The organism is Arthrobacter gyeryongensis (assembly GCF_039543785.1).
GTDB lineage: Bacteria > Actinomycetota > Actinomycetes > Actinomycetales > Micrococcaceae > Arthrobacter > Arthrobacter gyeryongensis.
Genome location: NZ_BAABKK010000005.1, coordinates 59,375 through 82,181 on the forward strand (window position 1 = coordinate 59,375; position 22,807 = coordinate 82,181).

The 22,807-nt window shown below is 64.0% G+C and carries 19 protein-coding genes; 7 read left to right on the top strand and 12 right to left on the bottom strand.

What is annotated here, in order from left to right; all coding sequences use genetic code 11:
- Nucleotides 1-32: 32 nt before the first annotated feature.
- The 10 genes from ABEA18_RS03585 to ABEA18_RS03630 all read right to left on the bottom strand — a co-directional run bounded on the left by ABEA18_RS03585 (nt 33) and on the right by ABEA18_RS03630 (nt 13,180).
- Entirely contained in the window at nt 33-1,247 is a 1,215-nt protein-coding gene (locus ABEA18_RS03585; protein ID WP_345447953.1) for a metal-dependent hydrolase family protein, read from the bottom strand.
- 17 nt (nt 1,248-1,264) lie between these two features.
- Entirely contained in the window at nt 1,265-1,720 is a 456-nt protein-coding gene (locus tag ABEA18_RS03590; protein ID WP_345447954.1) for a GAF domain-containing protein, read from the bottom strand.
- Between the two features lie 17 nt (nt 1,721-1,737).
- Nucleotides 1,738-3,252 carry a helix-turn-helix domain-containing protein gene (locus tag ABEA18_RS03595; protein ID WP_345447955.1) on the bottom strand — a complete coding sequence of 505 codons (1,515 nt, stop codon included), beginning with the start codon at nt 3,250-3,252 and terminating at the stop codon, nt 1,738-1,740.
- Entirely contained in the window at nt 3,245-4,327 is a 1,083-nt protein-coding gene (locus tag ABEA18_RS03600; protein ID WP_345447956.1) for a DUF917 domain-containing protein, read from the bottom strand. Before ABEA18_RS03600 ends, ABEA18_RS03595 begins: the two co-directional genes overlap by 8 nt.
- A complete protein-coding gene (locus ABEA18_RS03605; protein WP_345447957.1) occupies nt 4,324-5,676 on the bottom strand; it encodes a methylhydantoinase in 1,353 nt (450 codons plus the stop codon). Before ABEA18_RS03605 ends, ABEA18_RS03600 begins: the two co-directional genes overlap by 4 nt.
- 83 nt (nt 5,677-5,759) lie before the next feature.
- Nucleotides 5,760-6,743 carry an ABC transporter permease gene (locus ABEA18_RS03610; RefSeq protein ID WP_345447958.1) on the bottom strand — a complete coding sequence of 328 codons (984 nt, stop codon included), beginning with the start codon at nt 6,741-6,743 and terminating at the stop codon, nt 5,760-5,762.
- A gap of 9 nt (nt 6,744-6,752) precedes the next feature.
- Nucleotides 6,753-8,279, bottom strand: coding sequence for a sugar ABC transporter ATP-binding protein (locus ABEA18_RS03615; RefSeq protein ID WP_345447959.1), 1,527 nt, complete (start codon nt 8,277-8,279; stop codon nt 6,753-6,755).
- 117 nt (nt 8,280-8,396) lie between these two features.
- Nucleotides 8,397-9,419 carry a sugar ABC transporter substrate-binding protein gene (locus ABEA18_RS03620; RefSeq protein WP_345447960.1) on the bottom strand — a complete coding sequence of 341 codons (1,023 nt, stop codon included), beginning with the start codon at nt 9,417-9,419 and terminating at the stop codon, nt 8,397-8,399.
- Nucleotides 9,420-9,444: 25 nt separating this feature from the next.
- On the bottom strand, nt 9,445-11,118 hold the full coding sequence (locus tag ABEA18_RS03625) for a hydantoinase B/oxoprolinase family protein (protein ID WP_284990764.1): 1,674 nt from the start codon (nt 11,116-11,118) through the stop codon (nt 9,445-9,447).
- A gap of 10 nt (nt 11,119-11,128) precedes the next feature.
- Nucleotides 11,129-13,180, bottom strand: a complete 2,052-nt coding sequence (locus ABEA18_RS03630) for a hydantoinase/oxoprolinase family protein (protein WP_345447961.1) — start codon at nt 13,178-13,180, stop codon at nt 11,129-11,131.
- Between the two features lie 318 nt (nt 13,181-13,498).
- Between ABEA18_RS03630 and ABEA18_RS03635 the strand changes: the two genes are divergently transcribed.
- On the top strand, nt 13,499-13,930 hold the full coding sequence (locus tag ABEA18_RS03635) for an SRPBCC domain-containing protein (protein WP_345447962.1): 432 nt from the start codon (nt 13,499-13,501) through the stop codon (nt 13,928-13,930).
- Between the two features lie 9 nt (nt 13,931-13,939).
- Here ABEA18_RS03635 and ABEA18_RS03640 read toward each other — a convergent pair whose 3' ends face one another.
- A complete protein-coding gene (locus tag ABEA18_RS03640) occupies nt 13,940-14,743 on the bottom strand; it encodes a GAF and ANTAR domain-containing protein (protein WP_345447963.1) in 804 nt (267 codons plus the stop codon).
- 653 nt (nt 14,744-15,396) lie between these two features.
- Between ABEA18_RS03640 and ABEA18_RS03645 the strand changes: the two genes are divergently transcribed.
- From ABEA18_RS03645 to ABEA18_RS03670, 6 genes are all read left to right on the top strand, one after another.
- Nucleotides 15,397-15,588 carry a hypothetical protein gene (locus ABEA18_RS03645; RefSeq protein WP_345447964.1) on the top strand — a complete coding sequence of 64 codons (192 nt, stop codon included), beginning with the start codon at nt 15,397-15,399 and terminating at the stop codon, nt 15,586-15,588.
- Between the two features lie 311 nt (nt 15,589-15,899).
- Complete coding sequence (locus ABEA18_RS03650; RefSeq protein ID WP_345447965.1) at nt 15,900-16,712, top strand: DeoR/GlpR family DNA-binding transcription regulator; 813 nt, start codon at nt 15,900-15,902, stop codon at nt 16,710-16,712.
- On the top strand, nt 16,709-17,716 hold the full coding sequence (locus ABEA18_RS03655) for a 1-phosphofructokinase family hexose kinase (RefSeq protein ID WP_345447966.1): 1,008 nt from the start codon (nt 16,709-16,711) through the stop codon (nt 17,714-17,716). Before ABEA18_RS03650 ends, ABEA18_RS03655 begins: the two co-directional genes overlap by 4 nt.
- A gap of 2 nt (nt 17,717-17,718) precedes the next feature.
- On the top strand, nt 17,719-19,773 hold the full coding sequence (locus ABEA18_RS03660; RefSeq protein ID WP_345447967.1) for a PTS fructose transporter subunit IIABC: 2,055 nt from the start codon (nt 17,719-17,721) through the stop codon (nt 19,771-19,773).
- 36 nt (nt 19,774-19,809) lie between these two features.
- Entirely contained in the window at nt 19,810-21,531 is a 1,722-nt protein-coding gene (gene ptsP, locus ABEA18_RS03665) for a phosphoenolpyruvate--protein phosphotransferase (protein ID WP_345447968.1), read from the top strand.
- A gap of 33 nt (nt 21,532-21,564) precedes the next feature.
- Nucleotides 21,565-21,843 (top strand): HPr family phosphocarrier protein, encoded by a 279-nt coding sequence (locus ABEA18_RS03670; RefSeq protein ID WP_059388405.1) that lies wholly within the window; start codon nt 21,565-21,567, stop codon nt 21,841-21,843.
- Nucleotides 21,844-21,854: 11 nt separating this feature from the next.
- On the opposite strand, the gene ABEA18_RS03675 is transcribed toward ABEA18_RS03670, so the two are convergent.
- Complete coding sequence (locus tag ABEA18_RS03675) at nt 21,855-22,805, bottom strand: DNA topoisomerase IB (RefSeq protein ID WP_345447969.1); 951 nt, start codon at nt 22,803-22,805, stop codon at nt 21,855-21,857.
- Nucleotides 22,806-22,807 lie beyond the last annotated feature (2 nt).

Here is a 22,807-nt window from a genome sequence, read left to right on the forward strand (position 1 = left end):
CGCACGGGCCCCGAAGCCCGGTGCGCGGCTGGCTACTGCTTTGTGATGACCTGTCCAGCCTTGATGACTGTACGCATGCGACTTTCGTCCCAGAGCACCGACGGTTCATCGACAGGGTTTCCGTCCAGGATGACCAGGTCTCCAAAGGCTCCTTCGGCTATACGGCCCAGGTCATCGCGACGCAACAGGGCTGCGTTGGTCGATGTTGCCGAGCGGAGCGCATCGTAGACACCCAGTGCTTCGCATTGCAGGCGGAGCCCGGCCAGTTGCTCATCCTCCAGCTCCCCCATGAGGTCCGTACCAAATCCAATCCGGACCCCCGCGTCGCGTGCCAACACGACGGCGTTCCGGCCGGCATTCAGCACTTCCCGGTTCTTGGCCGCCCCAACCCCCGTGAGACCGATTTCTTCGCCGCGCCGTGCCATCGCGTCGTAGGTCGCCAAAGTCGGTACCAGATAGACCTCATTGTCAGCCATCAAGCGGGCAGTTTCGGCGTCCAGCAGATTTCCGTGCTCAATACAGCGCACCCCGTTGAGCACCGAATGACGGATGGCCTCGGGCGAGTAAGCGTGGGCCGTCGCATAACTGCCCCGGCGGGACGCCTCTTCCGTTACCGTACGGATTTCGGCAGAGCTGTACTGCGGAACCCTGATGGGGTCGACGGGCGAAATGACTCCGCCGGACGTCATGAGCTTGATGGCCGTGGCTCCGGTGCGGAAGCGGTTGCGCACGGCCCGCAGCAGCTCATCCGCGCCGTCCACCACTTCGCACATGTGGCCGCCATGGAAGCAACCGCCGTCGTCCGCGGCCCGGATGTCACCGTGACCACCTGTCTGGCTCAGGGCGGGTCCGGTAAAGAAATACCTCGGACCTGCGTACAAGCCTTCGTCGATGGCATTGGCAAGGCCTATGTCTCCCCCGGCCACGTCACGGACGCTTGTGAAGCCCCGGTTCAAGGCTGCCTCAAGTCGCCGCGCCCCTGCGAGCGCAGAGTAGCTTAATGGCCCCGTTTCGTTCTTGGCGGCGGTCAAGCTGAGCGCGTAGGCATGGAAATGCGCATCGATGAGCCCGGGAATCACGGTACGGCCGTCGGCGTCAACGATTTTTCCGGCCTCTTCCACGTCTCGCCCCACTTCCGTGATCCGGCCTTCGCGGACTGTGATGGAGCCTTCGATCAGGTTCCGGGTCTCGCCATCGAAGATGAGGGCGTTCCGGATGGTCAGTGTTCCCGGCGGCGTAGTGGTCACGTGTGGAGATTCCTTTCCTAGTTGGTGGTGGCAATCGCTTGTTCGAACAGCGGGATGGAGCGCTGGGCGATGTCCACGGCCGCATCCACCGATGTCTGCCCGTAGCTACCCTCAGGGGCAAGGAAGTTCATGGATCCGATGGTCTCACCGTTGCTTACCACTGGAACGTTGACGATGGCACCGCAACCCAGCGACTCAATGGTTGCCGAGTCGAAGAAGAATGCCCGGACTGCTTCCTTGTCCGCCCCAAGGAACGGCTGCTGGCCCTTGAGGACCTGCTCGAGCCACACTGGGTTGGTGTCCCCGCCCAGGGTCTTCCTTCCGCCGACGGGGTAGACCCCTGGGTGGCTCGTATAGATGCGCGCCATGCTGGTGCCTGCGTCGGCGACGACGGAAGCGGTGAACAGGATCACGCCGGGCGTTTCCTGCGCGGTGGCATAGACATCGTCAAAGTTTTCGAACTGGGAACTCATGGGAGTCCTTTCTGGTTTTAGCCGGGATTGGCGGAACTCGTCTTGTTGTGGATTGAGCGGCGAAGTGTGCTGAGGATGAGATGGACGGACAAGAGCTTGGCTGGGACGTCGAGGGGGACGCCCAGTTCGCGGGCACGGTTGAGCCGGGTCTGCAGGGTGTTCCGGTGCAGGTCAAGGGAGCTTGCTGCGAGGCTGACGGAGCCGTGGTGGTCGAGGAAGGCCCCTGCAGCCGCAATGACGAGGTCTCTGTCCGGGCTGGCCATGAGCAGCGGCAGCGTCAGTTCGGCCACGAGCAGGACCGAGTCCTCATCGACGAACGTCGCGGCCGCCGCAACGTCAAGATTGGCGAAGCCCGCCACGGTGCCGGGTCCCGTCGAGAGAGCGGATTCAGCGGCCAAACGGGATTCACGGACGATATTCGGCAGTGCCGCGGGTTCCTCGCGCCACCGAGAGAGTCCTGCCCCCAGACCCAGTTCCTCCAAAGACTTCCCGAGACGGACCCGGATCCGCGCTTCGAGCTGATCCGCCGCCTCTTGGTATCCGACTGGAACAAGGGCGAGCCAGCCACCGTGGACTTCGGCCAAGGGGCTGCGGACTGTGACTTTCCGCCAGAGCAGCCGCAGGACCGCTGTGAGCTCCGGACGATGAGCTTCCAACGACGCCCTGCGGATCCATACGGCCACATATTGCTCCTCCCCACGCCAGCCCAGCTGAAAGAGCAAGTGCCGGTGACGTTCCACGAACGTGGTCCAGGAGGAGCCGGGGTCATGGTTCAAGCCGACCAGGGCCGCCGTGGGTACTGCACGCGCGGTGTCGAGGACATCTCCCAACAGCCACGCAGCGTTTACCGACGGCGTTGCCACCTCGAGGATCGACCGGACGAGCTGCAGGTTGTGGACTCCGGATCTTGGTACCCTCGCGGTGAGCCTGGACGGGATGGAGCTATTCGAACCGCGAACATCCACGGTGATGATTTCGGCTGCCTCCCGGGTGGGCGTTCCCGCGGACGCCAGGCTCACGCCGTCGTACTCCAGCAAGATTTCAATACCGTCCAGCTCCCTGGAGATGGTATTCAGGACAGCTCCCAAGGTCGTGTCCTTCGCGACCGCTCGGGCAAACCGCGCCAGCTCAGCGTCCACCACAGAAAGGGCAGCGCCGATTTCAGCAGCGAGTGCGAGGGCGATGCCTGACGTGTCGCCCTCGGCGGCCAGCAAGGTGATACCCAGCCGCTCGGCGAGGCCGATCACTGCGCTGGAGTAGGTACTTCCTGCGACAACGACGGCGCTGGCCTTCCGCTCCCAGGCGTGCCGCAGGGCTGCGGACACCAGCCAGCCGCCGGAGCCCATCTCCGCAGAAAGGACGATGACGGTGTTGGGCCGCACCCGCTGGATGGCATCAAGCTGGGAGACAAGAACGACGCCGTCGATTGCCGCGCTGGACGGAGTGAGATACAGCGGGGTGGTGCCGCGGAGGGAGCCGTGCGCCAGGAGCCCGGCGACATCCAGATGGTTCTCGCTTTTCGATCTACGCATGTTGCCGCCTTGGGTGCTCGATCGGAATACCAAAGGCCTTTGGTTCAGCAAGATCAAGGCCTGCCTCCGAGTACCACTGCGCCGCAGCCGTGATCTTCAGGACGTCAATGACATCGCCCACCCGCACATCGTCGATGTTGACGACCGTGCCGTGCTCGGAGTTGAGCAGCGAGACGATGTCCGGGACGGCCGCTGCGATGGCGCCGTCGACGAGGGCCAGCAAGATTTCGTTCTGGATCTCCAAGCGGATGATCTGCCCGGATCGTTCGTCCACGAGCGTCACGCTGGACGGCAGCGCCGGAAGGCCTAGGTCCGAAGGGCGCGACAGGCCTTCGACGTGACTCACCCGGGCCCGAGCAATCCGGGTGGCACCTAGAAATTCAGCGAGCTGCTGGAACTTGCGCCCAACCGAGGTTTCGGCATCGAGAATCTCCCCGATTCGGATCATCCGGCTGATGGAGCCGTGGACTCCGTGCTCGCGCATTTGGCCTGCTGAGCACGGATACATGGCTGTAGCGGCCCACCCACCCATCTCCGTGACGAGGGCCCGCACCAGGGTTTCGGCCCGCTGCGGGTTCTCAGCCTCCACCACAGCCCGTTCGCCGGTAACTCCCATGAGGGCGATCGGACTGATGGGGACGTGGCCGATGTTCAGCGTTGTTTGGCTGATCAAGGGAAAAACACGGCCCATGGGGTCGGAATCAATCACCGGCAGCGAGGACTGCAGCCCGACCATGAGGGGAACAATTCCGTTGATGTTGGCGGCGGCGAGCGAATAGATCGCCCGCACCTGCCGGCCGAGGTTGGCCTCGATGGCACGGATGCACCCGATGAACTCATCGCCTACGGGAGGCATATCCGCGATGAGGAGACCCTGAGTGACCATTCCGATCGCAACCACGAGGTCATCGGTGGCCAGCTCGTCAATCGAGATGAGTTCCAACACACGGTTTTCCATGGCCTTTTCGATCATCTCCGCGTAAACGTAGATGGCTGTCGGGTCGATGGTGCAGGCCAGGAAGTGGGCGCCGGTCCGCAGGTGCCGGACATCCTCCACCGTCATCAGGGCGCTCATCGAATGACACCCTCTTCCGCCCCGAAGGGTGCCCGTACTTGAATTTCGGCGGCATCTTCAATCGTGTCCCCGGAGACTTCACCAGCCGCTTGGACTCGGATCCGCACGATGCCCGGGTTGCCATAGGGCATGGCGTACACGTTCGATTCAATGATCCGCGTGAGCCCGGGGCTCGCCCCCAACTGAACAGCAGCCGACTCGGCATCTTCTTCCGCGCGACGCTGCACCAACTGGAGGTCCGCCCGCCCGCTAACCGTCTCCAACCTGTCGATCCAGGCGGTCAGTGGCGCGACGGCGGACCCAACCTGCGCGGCGTCGTGCGCAGCTGCCAGCGTGGGAACCAGCCCGAACGGGAGCGGGGTGTCCTGCCCGCTTCGGAGGTCGGCAATCAGCGAGGGGACCGCAGGGCGGACCGGATGGTCGGCCGTGTACGGTTCGACGACGGCGGCGTTGCTGGCGAGGCTCGCCTCGTACCCTTGGCGGATGACGCTTCGCGTAGCAGGGAGGCCCCCGCGGATTTGGCCCACGGTGACCCCAGAGTCCGCACAGATGACGACCTCCCCGTCCGGGGCGCCGGCCAAGGTGGCCGCGCCGAGGATCTGCATAGCGGGTTCGGGGCGCAACCCGTGAATCGGAATCACCGCCAGCCGCGCAAGCGGCGCGCGGCCGCCGTCGTTCTTGGCGAACCACATTGTGGCGGAGGGAAAATGCCGCCGTCCCGACGCTTCCAGCATCGCGGCCAGGTCCTCCCCTGTTTCCATGAGGGCGCTGTTGAGGATGGCTGTGTAGTCACGGTCGCGGAAAACACTGGAATAGAAGTCGCTGGAGATGCTGATGCGCATTTCGCTGTCACTGGACAGGATGGCATCGGCAATGCGCGTTTCGTGATCCTTCGACGCTGTCGACCCGACGGAGGTGATCGCGATGTTCCGTACCTCTCCGGAGAGGATGTCCGGAAGTTCGGCCAGGAAAGCCTCCAAACCTAGCGGAGCGAGGGGGCGTCCCCGCAGGTCGTGGCCTCCGCCGACGTGGACGGTCCGGGCCACCACAGGTTCGACGAGTGCAGGCAACCCAGTCACGTGGAACGCGTCCGCAGGCGGGCGGGGCGAAATCCGGATCGCGATGACCGAGGCTAGTTTCCGTGCTGCGAGGACGCGTCCGGCGTCGCAGGTAATGTCCGTTACTTTCGTAATTCCCGCACCAAGCTCGTGGCGAAGCTCTTCGAAGGTGGTGTCGACTGCCTCCGCAAGCGTGCTGCATCGCACCGCAGCCGCGGAGGCCACCACGCTGTGCCCGTCCAGCACCAAGGTCCGGCAGCTTGTTCCTTGCAACCGCAGACCTATGCGCATTGTTCTGCCTCCTGTTCAGCCTGCCGCAGTTCCCTCACCAGGTCATGACCATGTTCCATGTATATAGCGTCCCCCAAGAGGGCCTATCCGGTGCGCTTGCGGAAGAACAATCCGTCCGCGGCGACTGCGAGCAGAATGAGGACGCCGGTGACAACCTGCTGGTAGGTGGTGTCCCAGTGGAGCAGGTTGAAGCCGTTGCCGATGACGGTCAGGATCATGACTCCGACGAAGGCCCGCCACATAGCGCCGTGTCCGCCAAGAATGCTGGTGCCTCCGATGACCACGGCGGCAATGGCCGTGAGCTCGATGCCGATGGCCATGGCTGGCTGGGCTGAGCCTGCGCGCGAAGCAAGAATCATGCCGGCCATCGCGGAGCACAGGCCGCTGATGGCAAAGACGGCGACGTGGATGGAACCGGTGCGGATACCGCTAAGGCGGGCCGCTTCCTTGTTGCCGCCCACTGCGTAAATCCTGCGTCCAAACGTAGTGCGCCAGAGGACGATGCCTAGGACGATCGTCATGGCAACCATGAGCACGGAGCCCGCAGTGAGGCCAAAGAGGCTGGGCCAGGTCCATGTCTGGAAGGAGGCAAGTTGCTCGGGCAGCGGCGCGACGATGGCTCCACCCGTGATCACGATGGCCAGGCCGCGATAAATGATGCTCACCGCCAGCGTGCCTATGAAGGAATTCACCTTCGTACTGACCACGATCAGGCCGGTGACGGTTCCCAGGGCGGCCCCCACCAACAATGCGCCGACAAATCCTGCGATCACCCCTAAGTGCTGGGTGATCATCACTCCGGCGATGGCGGAGACAGCCAAGTTTGCGGTGGAGGAAAGATCGAAGACACCGCTGACGATGCACAGTGTGGCGGCAGCGGCCAACAGTCCCACGATGGCCGCTTGGTCGAACAGGTTGATGAAATTTCGGCCCGTCAGGAACGTTCCGGTATTGAGGGTCAGTAGCAGCATGATGGCGATCAGTCCGAAGACGATCCCGAAATCCCTGACATTGAGCTTGAATTTCTTCTCGGCCGGCTCGGACACGGCAACGGTAACTGTGGTCATTTGATTCACCTATTTCAGAAATGCGGAAGTCATGACTTCATCGCGGGAGGCGTTCCGGTCGAATTCAGCAACGATGCGGCCTTGCCTCATGACATGGATACGGTGGGATAGACCGATGACTTCCTCGAGTTCGGAGCTGACAACGACAACAGCCGTGCCCCTTGCTGCGAGGTCGGCGATCATCCCGTGGATGCGCGCCTTGGCCGCGATGTCGACACCACGCGTGGGTTCGTCCACCAGCAGCACCGCCGGAGGATTGAGCAGCCACTTGGCGAAGAGCGCCTTCTGCTGGTTTCCTCCGGACAAATCGGCAATTAGCGAGCCGCGGCGGGCGCCGCGGAGGTCGACGGAATGGCTGATCCCGGATACGGCCGCCTTTTCCCGGGCTACCCTGACGAAACCGCCCAGTGATCGGCCCGACAAGGTGGAAAGGGCGATGTTTTCGTCCACCGGCCGGGACATGACCAGGCCTTGTTCTTTCCGCGACTCGGGGACGAGGGCCATTCCGGCTTTGATGGCTTCCCGGATGGAGTTGGCACGGAGGCGTCGGCCGTTGATCTGGACATATCCACTGGTGGTCCGATCAGCACCGAACATGGCGAGCAGGGTCTCGCTGCGGCCACTGCCCACCAGGCCGGCGATACCCAGGATTTCGCCTTGGCGGACCGTGAAGGAGACGTCTTGCACTTTTGAGCTGCTCAGTCCTGCCACCTGGACCACCGTTTTGGCTTCCGGAGGTACCGGCCGAACCTCCGGAATGAGGAAATCGACCTCCCTGCCGACCATCAGGCCGACGAGCGACTCCGGCGTGTGCCTCGAGGCGTCCTCAGTGGTGATGTGCTGTCCATCTCGGAGGATGGTCACTCGGTCCACTAAACCCAGGACTTCCTCCAGATAGTGCGACACGAGGATGACGGTGGTGCCTAAACGCGCGAGGCTCCTGATCACCTTCAACAGCTTTGCTTTCTCGGCCTCGTTCAGGACCGCCGTCGGCTCGTCCATGCACAGCACCTTGGCGCCACGGGCGAGGGCTTTCAGGATTTCGACCTGCTGCTGCTGACCGATGGGGAGATCCCCTGCCATCGCCCGGGGGTCAAGCTCAAAACCGGTCTCGGCCAGGAGTCGCTCCAAGTGATCGGCGTCCCGCCGCGAACGGAGCAGGCTTCCTGCGTTGGCCCATCGGCCCAGGAAGACGTTCTCCAGCACTGAAAGGCCAGGAATGAGTGCCAGCTCTTGGGATATAAGGGATATTCCTTGTGCGATGGCGTCCCGGGGCTCGGTGATCTTCACCTCGCGGTCGTCAAGCTTGACGACGCCGAAATCTGCCGCGATGGCGCCGCCGAGGATCTTCAGCAGCGTGCTCTTGCCAGCACCGTTTTCCCCCATGATGCCGTGGATTTCCCCCGGAGCCACCGACAACGTGATATCGCGGAGCACAGTGCTGGCACCGTACCGCTTTCCGATTCCGGCGAGGGTGATTTCCGGAGCGGCACTCCGATTGACTCGCTCTGGTGTATCCAACTGTTGTATAGCCATTTTGACCTCGGGAGATGGAATGGACGTTTTGGCCGGTCCTGCCGGGACCGGGCGGGGGCTCCTGCCCTGCCGGGATCTCAGCCCCGGCAGGACAGGGCCACGAGGGGGATAAGTCGGCTAGTCCGAGTACTTCGAGACGTAGTTCACGGCGTCGAGGGCTTCCTTGGTGCCCTTGGCCTTGTTGGGAGCCAAGCTCGCCTCGTCCACTGCCGTTTCCACCTGCTGTCCCCGGGCCTTGGCAAGGCCGAGTTCCGTGGCCTTGGCGCCGTTCGCCACCACGTCGCTGACGTAGATGGAGAACCATTTACCGGATCGGACGGCCTCGACATTCGAAGTGGATGCGCCGTTGCCAATGAACTTGATGTTGCTATTGCCAGCCGCAGCGGCCGCACCCGTGATCGCCTGGGATGCGCCGATGACGACATCGACGTCCGGGTTGGCCTGGGAAACGTTCTGGAACGCCTGCCGGCCGCTGTCCTGGGTGTATCCGCCTTCGACACTGGCCACCAGCTTGATCTTCGGATCAGTGGCCAGCTCAGCTTTCACCGCTTCGGTCCGGGCGTTATCCAGCGGCAGGGACTTGAATCCCTCGAGGTAGGCCACCTTGCAGGTGTCCTTGGAGACTTTGGCGCAAGCATCCTTGCCCATTTGGCCGAGCATCTTGCCGTTGCTGGTGGGAAGGTCAACGATGCTGATTGCACCCGGGACCTGGGGCTGGATGGTGTCGAACTTCGGACCGATAACGGAGAACTCGACCACCACCGTTATGCCAGCTTGGACGGCCTGCTGCAGTGGCGCGATGAGGGCCTGGTTGTCGTTCGCCTGGACAACGATCACCTCGAACTGCTTTGAGGTGACTGCGTCCTGGATCTGCTGGACCTGGGTCTGGGCGTTGAAGTTGGGGTCTACGAACGTGGCGGTGGCGTTGTTGGCCTTGGCCGCCTGCTGGACGCCGAGGAATGTTCCTTGGGCGAAGCCGTTGGACTTGGCGAATCCGAAGAATCCGACGTTGAGGGATTTGCCGGCGTCCGCCGTCGAAGCTGGTCCTGCGGCCGCTTGCGTGGGTGGCGTGCAGGCTGACGTCAGGAGCGCTAGCCCGATGAGCGCCGCGGCTGCGGCTGATTTCTTTATGTTTTTCATTGGGGTGTCTTTCTGTGGGCGGGGCTTAGTATCCGTAGTGGGTCTTGGCGAAGTCCTCGGTGATGAAGCCGTTGACGATGTCGTAGGTGATCTCGTCCCGGGACCGTTGGGAGACGTCCCCGAAACCGCCGCCGCCACCGACTGCGAGCCTGACGATGTCGCCGGCCTTGACCTTGCGGGCGTTGGCTTTCAGAGTGCGGACCTCATCGCTGCGGCCTGGGTTGAACACAACCTCGGGCCCTTGGGCGTCTGAGCCGCCGAAGAGTCCCCAGGCCGGGGTCTTGGACCTTTCGAACCAGAGCCCCACGACGCAGTCGGCCAGGAACTCGTATTCACGAATGACTCCGTTGCCGCCGCGCCACTGGCCGGGGCCGCCGGAGTTGGGGCGGATGGAGTACTCGTTGATGCGGAACGGGTAGCGGGTTTCCATCATTTCGATGGGCAGGTCCTTGAGGGAGCCGTTGACGTTGTTGATCATGGCGGACTCGCCGTCCGTGCCTTGCCAGGCTCCCCAACCGCCCAGTGTGGCCTCCATGGTCACGAAGTTCCGGCCGAAGCGCGGATCGAAACCGGCTGCAGTGATGATCATCGAGTCGCCGTGGCTGGCGCTGGCAACCCGCTCGGGCATGGCCGGTGCCATGGCCTTGGAAACCAGGTCGATCAGTAGTCCGAGGTGGGAGAAGTACCACTGGCACGGGGCTGGCGCCACCGCGCCAAGAACTGAACCTGAACGCACCTGGGTGGTCAACGGCCGGAAGGACCCGCCGTTCGAGTTGGAGTCCGGGCTGACCAGGAGCTTGTAGCCGACCCGCAGTGCGGAGACGGCCTGGGCGGCGCCACAGTTGACCGGCCCCATGGTCTGGTCAGCCGATCCGGTTACGTCGAAATCAACGGTGTCGCCAGAGACGGTGATCTTTAGCCTGATCGGAATCGGGGTGTCCAGGTTGATGCCGTCGTTGTCCAGCACGCCTTCGGCTTCGTAGACGCCGTCGGGAATATTGCGGACGGTCTCGCGCTCGATTTCCTCCGTCTGACGGAAGATCTCATCCCGGGCAGCATCCAGTTGGTCCATCCCGTAACGGCCCACGAGCTCCTTCATCCGGGTGGTACCCATCCGAAGGGCGGCGATCATCGCGTGCATGTCACCGATGGTCTGGTAGGGGAAGCGGACATTGGTTCGGATCAGATCCACGACGGAGGTTTCAATGCCTGCCTCGATCAGTTTGACCGGGCCCATCCGGAAGCCCTCCTGGAAGATGTCCGTCGCATCCATGGAACCGCCGACGTCCTTGGAGCCCATGTCCATCCAGTGCGCACGGGTGGCTGCGAAGCCGACCACAGCGCCATCGTCGAAGATGGGGGCAAAAATGGTGACGTCGTTCAGGTGGGTTCCGCCAAGATAGGAATCGTTGAGGATCCAGACGTCCCCTTCCTTCCAGACGTCGCGGCCGTACAGTTCTTCCACTGCGATGGAACAGGTTTCCAGGTTGCCCAAGAACAGCGGCAGCCCAGCGGACTGTCCGAGCACGCGGTGCTCGGTGTCCAGGAGCGCCACGACGCAGTCCCCTCCTTCGTAAAGGATGGGTGAGTAGGCGGAGCGGATGAGGGTGGCGTTCATGTCGTCCGCGGCGCTGGTGAGCGCGTTGCGGATGATCTCCACGGTGACTGGATCAAGGGTCTTGACTGCAGTGATTGTCATTGGTGGTACCTCAGTTTCCTTCGACGTCTTGAGTGCGGATGATCAGTGAGCCGAATTCGTCGACGATGACGTCGAAGCCGGGGGGCACCACGGTTGTGGCGGTCTGTTCCACGATGATGGCGGGGCCTTCGAAGGCATGGCCGGCGGCCAAGTCGTCACGGCGGACCACGGTGGTCTGGTGTTCGACGTGCTCAAACACCACCGGGCGGATTTCATGCTTGAACTCCGCGCTCTGTGCGGTGGCGAAACGTGGCGCATCAAGACGGCCCAGGTCACCGACTGCCTGTGTCCGTAGGGCCACGATTTCGATGGGCGCCCCGAGGTTGGAATGCCCATAGCGCTCGTGGTACATCGCTGAGAAACGCGTGGCCAACGCGGCAACGAAGTCGGTGGATTCCGGTTCGTCAGCGGAGGTTAGCGGAACGTTCAGGGAGAATTCCTGCGATTGGTAGCGGACATCCACTGATGCATTGGTGAGGCGGCTGTCCTCCGGCACCCCCTCGGAGGCCAGGGAGCTCAGGCCCTCGAACTCCATCGACCGCAGCACGCCGGCCATGTGGGCCACGTCGATATCCTCGTCGAGGTAGAAATACGGCTCCGAGAAGTCCTTGCGGATGTTGGTCTGCAGCATGCCCCAGGCCGAGAACGCTCCGGGGAACCGGGGGACGACTGTTTCCGGGATGCCCAGTTCCTTGGCGAGGAAGACTGCGTGCATGGGACCAGCGCCCCCGAATGCCACGAGCGCGAAGTCCCGGGGTTCGATCCCGCGGGAGATCGTGATGGTCCGGATCGCCTGGGCCATCTGGGAGTTGGCGACGTCGCAGATCCCCTCGGCCATGGCAATGGGGTCCAGGCCCAGCCGGTCGCCAACCGTTTTCAGGGCGGCGATCGCCGCTTCGCGGTCCAGGGAGACCTGTCCGCCTGCGAACCAGTCGGGGTCCACGCGCCCCAGCACCAGGTTGGCGTCGGTGACGGTAGGTTCCGTGCCTCCACGTCCGTAGCAGGCAGGTCCGGGCGTGGCTCCCGCGGAACGCGGCCCGACCCGGAGGCCACCGGCTTCGAGCCAGGCGACCGAGCCACCGCCAGCGCCCACGGTGTGAATGTTGACCACGCTCATGAGCATTGGAAGGCCTTCAAGGTGTGCCTCCGTGGAGACGTCGGGCTTTCCGTCGACTACCAAGGAGACATCGAAGGACGTTCCGCCCATGTCGACGCCGATCAGGTTGCGGTTTCCCGAAACGCCGGCCAGTTCGACGTCGCCCATGGCGCCCCCGACCGGGCCCGAGAGCAGCGTCTGGAGCGGGCGCTTCCGTGCGGACTCAGCGGTGAGCACCCCGCCGGAGGACTGCATGATGTGCAGCGGGGCTTCCACACCGCGGTCCCCGAGCTTCTTTTCGAGGTCCAGGAGGTAGTTGCGCACCACCGGTCCGGTATAGGCCTCGACGACGGCGGATGAGGTGCGCTCGTATTCGCGCCATTCCTTCGCGGCCTCGTGGGAAAGCGAAACGGTGAAATCTTCGCCTAGTTCTTCGAGCAGGATTTCCCGGGCCCGAAGCTCGTGAGCGGGGTTCTTGTAGCTGAACAGGAATGCGACGGCGACTGCGCCATAACCTTCGGCAACTGCCCGACGGCCTGCCTGACGGACGGCAACTTCATCCAAAGGCCTGATCTCGAGGCCCTGCCCATCCAGGCGTCCTCCCACACCGATGACATCCTTGCGCTCGAGCAGCGGGGAAGGCTTGCGGTACTGGGCGTTGTAGAGCTCAAGGCGCGGGCCGCGGGCAATGTGGTAGGTGTCTTCGACGCCGGCGGTGGCCAGCAGCAGCACCGGTACGCCGCGGCGCTCAAGGAAGGCATTCAATCCCTGGGTGGTGCCGTGGACCAGGAACTCGATGTCGGACAGGTCGTCGACAATGGACTCGAGGCCGGCGATGACGCCCGCGCTCAGATTCCCCGGCGTAGTGGATGATTTGGTGGCCGTATAGGTTCCGGCGTGCTGATCGTAAGCGACAATGTCGGTAAACGTTCCGCCGATGTCCATGGACACCCTGTAGTTCGGCATGTATGTCTCCTCATGGTTCTGAATGGGAACTCGATGTGTGAGACATCACGCTACGGACCCGGCTTTTCCGGACGTGGGCAAACTGCACGATGCTGCAAGCATCCCGAGGGCGAACTGCCTAACGACCATCGAACTCCGACTATCGCCCCAGTTCAAAGCCACAATTCTGAGATGTGCGGTGAGACTAAGAGAAAACAACCTGAATCTCTTGACGTGACCGAGAGCGCAATTCGGCATGGCTCCGCCGGCCGTCACTCCCAGGCGTAGACTCTGTTGCGCCGGCTCCCGGACGCCGACCATTTGAAAAAGGAGAAGGATATGGCGGGCAACTTCATCGCGAGTTCAACCATCACGATCCACGCAAGCGCCGATCGGGTGTGGTCGGTGCTCACCGACCCCCAGGCCATCAAGGAGTTCATGTTCGGGACAGAGGTTCTCACCGACTGGTCCGTTGGCGGACCGATTGCCTGGCGCGGGGTCTGGAAAGGCAAAGACTATGAGGACAAAGGTGTCATTCTCGAATTCGAGCCCGGGAAGCGGTTGGTAAACACCCATTTCAGTCCGTTGTCCGGCCAAGACGATGCCCCGGAGAACTACCACACGCTGACGTGGACTTTGGAGCCGGAAGACGGGCTGACCAAGCTGACCTTGGCGCAGGACAACAACGCCAGCGCGGATGAAGCTGCGCATTCGAAGGGCATGTGGGACAGCCTCGTGGAGAGCGTGAAGAGAATCGCGGAGCGCAGCTAGCGAAGTCCCTTACGCTTCGAAGTGAGAGACTGGCGTTTCGTTAGCCAAGGATCGGAGAAGGGACTCCGCAACATCCCTCAGCTTCTGGTTCCTGCCGTTCGAGGCCCTGCTCAGAATCCTGAAGGCCTCTTCCTGGCTGCATCTGTTCTGGCCCATGATCACTCCGGTTGCCAGATCGATGGCGGTCCGGGAGCGCATGGCCTGTTCGAGGTCCTCTGCACGTTGTTGCCTGGCACCTATCCGAACCGCCAGCCTCAATGCCTTTTCCGCTTGGCTTGCGAATAGTTCGCAGCTGCGGATGGAGGCTTCATCGAAGGCATCACGTTGCCGGGCGAACAGGTTGAGCGCCGCCGTCGCGCCATCTTCCAAACCCAACGGGACGCAAAGCACGGCCAGGTGCCCGCGTTCCGCGATGGTGGCGCAGTATTCAGGCCATTGCGAGTCCCCGGACGTATCTGAAATGAGTACAGTTTTCCCCGTTCTCATCGCTTCCAGGCAAGGTCCGTCTCCGTAGGCTTGCTGCACCTCGTCAATGAGGCGGGCTTCGTGGTTGTTTCCTGCGACTGTCATCGCTCGGCGGCGTCGGCTCAACGTGACGCCGCACAATACGTCCTGATCGCGCGCGGCGGACACTGAGGACGCAGTGAAGATCGCAAGGTCCTCGAGGAAGCCACTGACGTCTTCACTGTCGATGACCAAATCCTGGAGTTGTCCCACTACCGAGGCATTCAGGCCCATTTCGTCCATGATCCAGTCTAGGAGCAGGAGCGCGGCAATGGCGGAAACAGGCCTGCGATAAAACGTCCACCACATGGACAAACGCTCTCACGGTCTTGCGCACTGGGAATACAGAGTGCAGAATTCTTCTACAGTCCGTGCAGAACTCCGGACAAAGGCCGAGCTTTCGGCCTGTTTTCGCTCAAGCAGCCGGGCGCCATTTCACTCAACGTGAAGGTGCTGCCTGATGAGCAAATGCCTTTTACCGGCGCGGAGCTAGTCGATGTCGACCCTCTCCGAATCCGCCATCCCTCATGAACCACACCAGCCCAGGGCTGCCCGCCTTTGGTGTGCCGTTTGTGGAACAGACAAGCATCTGATCATCGAATCCATCCAGGCCCAGACTCCAAGGTCTTCCCAACAGCTTGCCGTGTTTTACACGTGCACTTCCTGCGGGTTTTCCTATAGCCACGCGGCCACTGTCCAGCAGGCGGGGGCCATCCTGAATCGTCGGGGGATTCAGGATGGCCTCCTGGAGTTCGGAAGCCACTATTTCCACTGCGGTGAACCCCTCCGTGAAGTGAAATCCGCACTGCGACGCTTCAGGGCTCCGCAGACGGGCAGGCCCCGATCGCGCAGCTCTCCCCCGGAAGCCCATCTCCACACCAAGGTCTTGAGATGCAGTTGCGGGTTCGAGTTGGAAATTCCTGCTTAGCCAACGACATGCAGCATTACCCGAAGGAAGCACCGTGAAGCTTGAAAGTACACAGCAGCGACGACCCGAAGACGACTCCCGGAAAGATTCGGATGGGCTGGACCAAAAGAAGGACAAGAGCCGGCACGAACCGAACTCCTCTAACCAGTCCCGCTTGCCCGACCCTCCCGACCCGGACAACCTCCCCATCGACTACCCCGGCCTTCGGGACATCGAGTGGCCGTAGGACACCCTCCGGCCCGGCGCTAGGGCCGCCAGCCCCTTTATCGACCACCCCCTTCCGGGACTAGCCTGCCCTGCGTCGGACCGGTTATGTCGTCGCGGGCGCGAGGTCGCGCCCGTCCGACGTCGAACCCGCGCTCAGGGCGCCTTCAGAACCACCCAAACCACCACTCAACAAACCCAAACCAAACCAATATCTTTGTTTATGTTGTTTTCTGTTGACAGACCAACATGAACAAAGATAGAGTCAAGCAATTCCACATCATGTGATCACAGTCACTGGTGTACCTAGAGCTTGTACGCAATGGAGGGTATGTGTTTGCCGAGGAGCGCCAACAGCTGATCTCCGAGCTCGTCGCCGAGCGTGGACGGGTCAGCGTCACGGACCTTGCGGATCGATTCAGCATCACCACGGAGACTGTCCGCCGTGACCTCGCTGCCCTCGAATCCGCCGGCAATCTTCGCCGCGTCCACGGCGGGGCTGTCCCGTCGGACCGCCTCAGCACCCGTGAGGAAAGCGTGGTTGAGCGAGCCATCCAGCGCCAACCGGAAAAGCTCCGCATCGCCGAGGCCGCCCTTGCCCTCATCCCCGAGAACGCGGCCGGCAGCATCCTGATCGACGCCGGCTCCACTACGGAAGCCCTCGCCCGCTTGCTGGACCAGCGCACCGCGCAGCGCACGGCGTCCTCCAACGGGACCGCCCCGCGTGAAGAACTCGTGGTCATCACCCACGCCATCCCCATCGCCGCGCGGCTTTCCGGCAACCCGCACATCGCCCTCCAGATCCTGGGCGGCCGCGTCCGCGGGCTCACCCAGGCCGCCGTCGGGCAGTCCACGGTCGAGGCCGCTTCCCGGCTCCGCCCGGACATCGCCTTCGTCGGCGCCAACGGTATCCACGCCACGTTCGGGCTCAGCACGCCTGATCCCGAAGAAGCCGCCGTCAAGGCCGCCTTCGTCACGTCCGCACGGCGCGTCGTCGTCCTCGCGGATTCCTCCAAGCTGGACGCGGAAACCCTCGTCCAGTTCGCCGCCCTTAAAGATGTGGACACCGTGATTACTGACCACGAACCCTCTGAAGAGCTCTCCGCCGCTTTGGCCGAGGCCGGCGTCGACGTGGTGATCGCATGATCGTCACCCTGACCGCCAACCCGAGCCTGGACCGTACCGTAGAGCTCCCGGCCCCCTTGGCCCGCGGCGAGGTGCAACGCGCCGTCGCTGTCCACCAGCATTCCGGCGGCAAGGGCGTCAATGTCTCCCGGGCGCTGGTCGCCTCGGGCCTGGACACCGTTGCGGTCCTGCCGGGCGGGGATTCCGATCCCGTCCTCGCTGGACTGCTCGACGACGGCGTCCCCTACGCCGCGCTTCCCATCAGCGCGCCGCTGCGCAGCAACGTGACGCTCACCGAACCGGACGGCGTCACTACAAAGATCAACGAACCCGGCCCGGAGTTGAGCCTGGACGAGCAGGAAGCCCTGATCGGGCTGCTGCTGGACCGCTCGCGTGGCGCCAGCTGGGTGGTACTCGCCGGATCGCTCCCACCAGGAGTTCCAGTGGATTTCTACGCCACGGTCGCCCGCAGGCTCCGTTCAACACATGGCGATCCGGCAAATGGCGGACCGCCGCTTATCGCGATCGACTCCTCCGGCGCCCCCCTGGTTGCCGCCATCAGTGGCGATTCGCTCGGCGACATCAGTGGCAAGCCCGATCTCCTGAAGCCCAACGCGGAAGAACTGGCCGAACTGGCCGCCGCGGCCGGCTTCACAGACGTCCACACGGCTGACGAACTGGAAGCGGACCCCGGCCTTGCCGTCAGGGCCGCCGCCGCCGTCGTCGGCAGCGGTGTGGGTGCAGTACTCGCAACACTCGGTTCCAAGGGCGCCGTCCTGGTAACCGCCGACGGCGCGTGGCTCGCCACGCATCCGCCGATCCAAGCCGTCAGCACAGTTGGTGCCGGCGATTCATCCCTTGCTGGCTATCTGCTGGCCGCCACCAACGGCGGAACCTCGCAGGACTGCCTCCGTCAGGCTGTGGCACATGGTGCCGCCGCTGCTTCGCTGCCGGGCTCCACTGTCCCGGCGGTCCACCAAACAACTCCCGACGCCGTAACCATCACGGCCCTTCAGAAGGACTAACAGTGACCCAGCTCATCACCCCCCAACTGGTCTCCCTTGACCAGAACCTCGGCGATTCTCCCGCCGATGTCATCCGCTTCCTGGCAGGCAAAGTTGCCGCAGCCGGACGCGCCTCCGAGGTTGAAGGGCTCTTCGCGGACGCCTTCGCCCGCGAGCAGAAGACTGCCACGGGCGTACCCGGCGGCATCGCCATCCCGCACTGCCGCTCAATCGCTGTGACCGAGCCCGCCCTGGCGATGGCCCGGCTCTCGAACAAGGTGGACTTCGGTGCCAAGGATGGGCCCGCGGACATCATCTTCTTCATCGCCGCCCCGGAAGGAGCGGACCAGGAGCACCTGAAGTTGCTCTCCAAGCTGGCCCGCTCCCTCATCAAGAAGGACTTCACCGCGGCCCTGCGCGCGGCTTCCACCGAGCAGGACATCGTCGACCTGGTTGACGGCGCCCTGGCCGACAAGCCGGCTGCGCATGCGGCAGGGGCAGCAGCGCCCGCCGCCGAGGCTGCTCCCGCTCCGGCCAGTGCCGCATCGTCGGCTGGCCCCAAGCGCATCGTCGCCGTCACGGCTTGCCCCACCGGCATCGCCCACACCTACATGGCAGCCGATTCCCTTGTGGCTGCGGGCAAGGAAATGGGCGTTGATCTGCAGGTAGAAACCCAGGGCTCGGGTGGATTCACAGCATTGGACCCGGCTGTCATTGCCGCAGCTGACGCCGTGATCTTCGCGGTAGACGTCGATGTCCGCGGCAAGGAGCGCTTCGCTGGCAAGCCCGTCATCAACGCGCCCGTGAAGCGGGGCATTGACGAACCGGCCAAGATGGTGCAAGAAGCCCTCGCCGCCGCTACCGACCCACATGCCCACCGCGTCCCGCACTTCGGCGCCGAAGAGCGCGCCGAACAGGCATCCGAGGCCGCCAGCGAGCACCTCGGCACCAAGGTCAAGAAAGTCCTCCTGACCGGCGTCAGCTACATGATCCCGTTCGTCGCCGGTGGTGGCCTGCTCATCGCCTTGGGCTTCCTATTGGGCAGCTATGAAATCGCCGGAGTCGCGGACAAGATCCTTGGCGCGAACACCCTCGTGAACCTGCCCACTGATTACCCGGTCCATGCATGGGGTCCGCTCGGCGCATACCTCGGAGCCGTTCTGTTCAAGATCGGCGCGTTGTCCCTCGGCTTCCTCGTCCCGGCCTTGGGCGGCTACATCGCCTACGGCATCGCGGACCGGCCGGGTATCGCTCCCGGTTTCGTCGCCGGCGCAGTGTCCGGCTACATGGGTGCGGGCTTCCTGGGCGGCCTCGTGGGCGGCCTGCTGGCAGGCGTCACGGCACACTGGATCGGCAGCTTCAGCGTCCCCCGCTGGCTGCGCGGCCTGATGCCGGTTGTGATCATCCCATTGCTGGCCTCGATCGTCGCTTCTGGCCTGATGTTCCTTGTCCTCGGCGGCCCGATCGCGGCCGTCTCCAAGGGCCTCAGCGCCTGGCTGTCCGGGATGACCGGTACCTCGGCCGTCGTTCTCGGCATCATTCTTGGCCTCATGATGTGCTTCGACCTCGGCGGTCCGGTCAACAAGGTTGCCTACTCCTTCGCCGTGGCCGGTCTCGGTGCCGGCAGCCTCGCCAACCCGGCCCCGCTCCAGATCATGGCCGCTGTTATGGCAGCCGGTATGGTTCCGCCGCTGGCCATGGCCCTCGCCTCGACTGTCCTGGACAAGCGAGGCTTCTCCTTGGCCGAGCGTGAAAACGGTAAGGCTGCCTGGCTGCTGGGTCTGTCCTTCATCTCCGAAGGCGCTATCCCCTTCGCTGCTGCCGACCCGCTGCGCGTCATTCCCTCCAGCATGATTGGTGGTGCGGTGACGGGTGCTCTGTCGATGGCCTTCGGCGTTACGTCCCAGGCTCCGCACGGGGGAGCGTTCGTCTTCTTCGCCATTGGCAACGTCCTCATGTTCTTCGTCTCGATCGCCGTCGGTGCCGTGGTGACCGCACTGATCCTCATCGCACTCAAGCGTTGGGCAGTCCGGAAGCCGGTCGAGGCCGAGCAGGCTCCTGTTCCGGTCGCGGCCTGAACAACCCCGCCAACAAGCGAAGTAGAGGACTAATCCATGCAGACCTTTTCAGGTGTAGGCGTTGCCCCGGGGCGTGTTCTGGGGCCGGTGCGGCAGATGCCGAAGCCGGTTCAAGAACCTCCAGCTAGGCTGGACGGGGCAGTCAATATTCCTGCGGACGTAACCGTCGAATCGCAGGGCCAGCGCATCAAAGATGCAGCCAAGGCCGTGCAGGCGGAACTCCGTGCCCGAGCCGCCACAGCGTCCGGCGAAGGCAAAGAGGTCCTGGAAGCAACCGCCCTGATGGCCGCCGATCCCATGCTGGTGAAATCGGCCATCAGGCTCCTCTCCCCCGAGGCCCCGGGCGGCGCACGTACCGCCGAACGGGCCGTCTGGGAGGCAGCTGCCACGGTTGCAGATTCGTTGAAGGCCCTCGGCGGCTACATGGCAGAGCGCGTGGCCGACGTCCTGGACGTCCGCGCCCGCATCGTCTCTGAGCTGCGCGGGCTGCCCGCGCCGGGGATCCCGGCGTCGGACGTTCCGTTCATCCTGGCCGCCGAGGACCTCGCCCCGGCAGACACCGCCACCCTGGACCCCGCCAAGGTGATCGCATTGATCACCTCAAGCGGCGGCCCGCAGTCCCACACCGCCATCCTGGCTCGCGCCCTCGGCCTGCCCGCGATCGTCGCAGCTCCGGGAGTCGACGAGATCGGGGACGGCACCGAGGTCTACCTCGACGGCGCTGCCGGCACCATCACGGTTGACCCCGGCGAGGAACTCCGGCTTGCGGCCAAGGCTTGGGCCAACCAGGCGTCTACGATTGCCGCCTTCAGCGGAAGCAATGTCATGGCCGACGGGTTCCGGGTTCCGCTGCTCGCCAACGTTGGTACAGGCGCCGACGCGGTCAAAGCAGCCGACGCCGGCGCCGAGGGTGTCGGTCTGCTGCGCACCGAATTCTGTTTCCTTGATCGCGACGACGAACCTACCGTCGAGGAGCAAATCGCCGCCTACGGCGCCGTCTTCGCCGCGTTCCCGGGCAAGAAGGTGGTGGTCCGAACGCTAGACGCCGGCGCGGACAAGCCCCTGCCGTTCCTCACCAATGCGGACGAGCCCAACCCTGCGCTGGGCGTCCGCGGGTACCGCACCGATCTGACCTCCCCCGGCGTCCTCGAACGCCAGCTGGCGGCGATCGCCGCGGCAGAGGCCGCCAACCAGGCGGAAGTGTGGGTCATGGCCCCCATGATCTCGACCGCAGAGGAAGCCGCGCATTTCGCAGCCCTCTGCTCAGCCGCCGGATTGAAGACCCCCGGCGTCATGGTCGAAGTCCCGTCAGCTGCCCTGACCGCCGCCTCCGTGCTGCGCGAAGTCAGCTTCGCCTCGCTCGGTACCAACGACCTCACCCAGTACGCCATGGCCGCCGACCGCCAACTCGGCCCGCTCGCCACACTCAATGATCCCTGGCAGCCCGCCGTGCTGCAGCTCGTGAAGTTGACCGCCGACGGCGCTGCTGCCGCCAGCGCGGGTGGCAGCGCCCGCCCTGTGGGAGTGTGCGGCGAGGCAGCCGCGGACCCCGCCCTCGCCGTCGTACTCGTTGGACTGGGCGTCGCGACGCTTTCCATGAGTGCACGCGCCCTGGCAGCCGTTTCCGCTGTCCTGGCAACCGTCACCGTGGCACAGGCCCAACAGCTCGCGACCGCGGCGCTGGCCGCCCCGAGTGCATCCGCCGCGCGCAAAGCCGTTCGCGCCCAGCTGCCTATCCTGGACGAGCTGGGTCTCTAGACTTTCCCCAAGCCCACAATCGAAGGAGCAACAATGTCCGAACGTACCGCCACCATCGCCAGCCGCGTCGGCCTGCACGCCCGCCCGGCAGCCATCTTCGCCGAAGCCGCCGGCGAGCTGGACATCGAGGTCACCATCGCCCGCGAAGGCGAGCCCGCCGACGACGCCATGGACGCCGCCAGCATCCTGTCCCTCATGAGCCTTGGAGCGTCATTCGGCGACGTCGTCGTGCTGCGCGCCGAAGGTGCCGGGGCCGACGAAGCCCTGGACCGCCTCGTGAAGATCCTCGAAACGGACCACGACGCCGAGTAACCCTTGTTAATTCAGGGCAGATTATTCAGGTAGGCCGCAATATCCGACTCGGTGGCCTTGAGCTGTTCGAGGTCACCGGCAAGGAAACCCTCGACGACGCGCGGGTCGACGTAGGCTGCCCTCGCCACCGTGGGCGTGTTGCCGAGCAGTTCAGCGGTTTGCTTGATCGCCTCGAGGACTCGTTGGCGGGCCGGCACTTTCGATCTGCCTGCGAGCGCCATGCCGGCTGCCGCGGTCCCTTTCCACGTGCGGAAGTCCTTGGCCGTATAGTCGCCGCCGGTGATGTGGCGAAGGTACTCGTTGACCATCGCGGCATTCAGGCAGACGCTGCCCTCACCGTTCTGGAAGACCAGCAGGGACTCCTTGCCGGGCCTGCCCGCCAAGGGCCCGAGGAATCGGGCCAGCACAGGGTCTTCGATGGTGGAATCCCAGGTTTGACCGCTTTTCCCCGGGAAATGCAGGGAGACCGCATCCCTGTTGACCTTGACGTGCTTGCACCTCAGCGTGGTGAGCCCATATGAGCCGTTGCGGCGCGTGTAACCATCAGATCCAACGCGTAAGGCACCGAGATCCATGAGCCGCACGGCCGCGGCCAAGGTTTTGGTCTTCTCCGAAGCTGACTCCCGCAGATGCCGGGAGACCAGACGGCGCGCCTGCGGCAGGAGGGCCCCGAGCCGCGCAGCCCGGGCGAATTTTTCAATATCCTGGCGGGCGCGCCATTCCGGGTGGTAGATGTATTGGCTCCGGCCGGCGTCGTCCACTCCCATTGCCTGGATGTGCCCGTTCTCGAACGGACATATCCAGACATCGGCCCACGCAGGAGGAATCGCCAGCGAGTCAAGGCGCTTGCGCTCCCCACCCGCGATAAGCGATCCGTCCGGATGGTAGTAGCTGAATCCGCGGCCGGACCTTCGCCGGGAAATGCCCGGAGTGCCGGGTTTGCTGCGGCGGAGCCGTGGCATGC